Genomic DNA, 2,365 nt, shown 5'->3' with positions numbered 1-2,365 from the left:
TGTGTAATGCAAAATAGGAGTGCAGAAGTGTGCAACGGAAACGTACACAACTCTGCACTCCTATTTTAGAAAAGAAAAAGGACTTGCCAGCAACCATAATCTCACCCTAACGTTTAAGTTGCGACACAAGAACGTTAGGAGATGGAAGGAATGCTAGCAATGTCCGATATCAATTGTATCAAATATCTGAGAAACCACAAATCACATTCGATCAATCGAATCGCTAAAAATCTAGACCTCAACTGGAGGACGGTAAAAAAATACGCGGATTCAGCTCAACTGCCGAGTGAAACCATTCGCCCCAAGAGAGGCATGATGTACGGAACGAAATGGGGCGAGATGGTCGAGGATTGGTTGACCGAGGATCAAATGCTTCAGAAAAAGTTAAGACGAACGAATAAAAAGCTTTATGAAACGCTGGTGGCGAACGGATTCGAGGGTTCTTACCGGACGGTCTGCAATTTCATCAAGAGCTGGCATATGACGAGCGAGGAGGAAAACGACACAAGGCAAGAACGATTGCAACACCCTCCGGGTGAGGCACAGGTAGATTTCGGGACGATGGAAGTCGTCAAAGATAGTCATGCGGTCGATGTAAAATGCCTCGTCATGAGCCTGCCCTTCAGTAACCGCACAGCAGCTGTCGCCCTGCCCGCAGAAAACCAAGAGTGCTTTTTGACGGGACTCAAAATGCTTTTTGAAGAAATCGGTGGTGTACCGCAACAGCTCAGAATCGATAATCTCCCCGCCGCAGTCATCCAACCACGAACGACAAAAGAAGAGGCGATCTATACAGATGCTTTCCTGCAGTTCATGGCACATTACGGCTTCCAAGTTCAAAGCTGTAATCCTTACAGAGGTAACGAGAAAGGAAGTGTCGAGAACAAGGTAGGATACGTTCGGTACAATTTTCTTGTCCCAGCCCCTGTCATGCATGATTACGATTCGACGAACCGGCAACTCGCAGCTTCCCTACGGGATGACATGGAGAGAGTGCATTACGAAAAGCATGTGCTGATCCGTGAGTTGTTCGAAGAAGAGCAGAGACATCTATTGCGATTGCCGCAAGAAGACTTCCCCGTCTTCAAAGAAGAACTGTTCAAGGTGAACAAGTACGGCGAAATAACGATCGATAAGACGAAAGTCTTGATCCCTTCAGGGGCTCGTCATGGGCAAGTACGCGCCATCTTAAGGTGGGATTCGATGAAGATTCTCTCACTTCACGGAGAAATCCTCTACGAAGAAAAACGTCCCTACATGATGACAAAGCGTGCGCTCCCATGGGAAAACATCATCAGCACTTGGCACAAGAAGCCGAGAAGCTTCGGGCACTCCCGTTATTCCGAATATCTGCCGGGTAGAATCAAAGAGTACCTGGGCGTACCCAACTTACTCGTTCGGCAGGAAAGACTGGCCTGGATCCGAGCCAAGCTCGCACTCTATCCAATCCTCGAGATCAATGAACGCCTATACGAGCTACTGAGCGAGGACGACGATCCAGCCGTGGTTGAGGACCATCCTTATGATGTGGATTGGAGCAAGTACGATAGCCTGAATCGGCCTTGGGGAGAAGGTGGTGCAGTATGAGCCTAAAAGAAATGTGCAAATCGCTCCGCCTTGCCTATGTCGCTGAAATCTATGAATCGATTCCAACGGAATCCCCTGAAAAGTTTCTCACGGAGCTTTTCTCGATGGAAATGCGCCTCCGCGAGGAAGCGAAAGCGCAACGGTTAATCAAAAAGGCAAAATTCATCAACAATAAGTCACTAGACGACTATCATTGGGGCAATCACATCTACTTCCCAAAGCATTTAGATAAGGACGAACTGACCTCACTGAATTTCGTCGAGCACTCACAGAACGTCGTTCTGACAGGGTCCCCGGGTACAGGAAAGACCCATTTGGCCATCGGGCTCGGGAGAGAAGCTTGTCACAAAGGTTATGAGGTGAGGTTCTTCCGGGTCTCTGAACTCGTCGAGCAACTTAACAAGGCCTGGCGGGATGGAAAACTAGGCAACTTCCATTCTCGTCTCGAGTCGGCAGATATGATTATTTTAGATGAGATGGGATATCTCCCTCTCACAAAAGAATCTGCGGAACTTCTGTTTCATCTCATCACCGACTGGTACGAGCGAAAGAGCCTGATCATCACATCCAACCTTGAGTTCAGCCAATGGAATCGCATCTTTGGCGACGCGCGCTTGACTGCGGCACTCGTCGATCGCGTCATCCATCACGCTCACATACTAAACTTTACAGGTGACAGTTATCGTGTCACGCATGCGTTGTCGAAACACTAAAACCCAGCTGGCAAAGTTCTGTACTTTTCGTTGCATTATTGTGCACATTTGTATTGCAAAATACA

2 protein-coding genes are annotated in these 2,365 nt (G+C 48.0%); both read left to right on the top strand.

The window, feature by feature from the left end:
* Positions 1-150 precede the first annotated feature (150 nt).
* Complete coding sequence (gene istA / locus KNP71_RS15625; protein ID WP_029595511.1) at positions 151-1,587, top strand: IS21 family transposase; 1,437 nt, start codon at positions 151-153, stop codon at positions 1,585-1,587.
* On the top strand, positions 1,584-2,300 hold the full coding sequence (gene istB, locus KNP71_RS15620) for an IS21-like element helper ATPase IstB (protein WP_029595512.1): 717 nt from the start codon (positions 1,584-1,586) through the stop codon (positions 2,298-2,300). The genes istA and istB overlap by 4 nt, the downstream gene beginning before the upstream one ends.
* The last annotated feature ends 65 nt before the right edge of the window (positions 2,301-2,365 follow it).

This window comes from Exiguobacterium sp. s56 (assembly GCF_018618255.1).
Taxonomy (GTDB): domain Bacteria; phylum Bacillota; class Bacilli; order Exiguobacteriales; family Exiguobacteriaceae; genus Exiguobacterium; species Exiguobacterium chiriqhucha.
The sequence above is the reverse complement of the archived record's forward strand: the minus strand, read 5'-3'. Positions and strand labels throughout refer to the sequence as shown.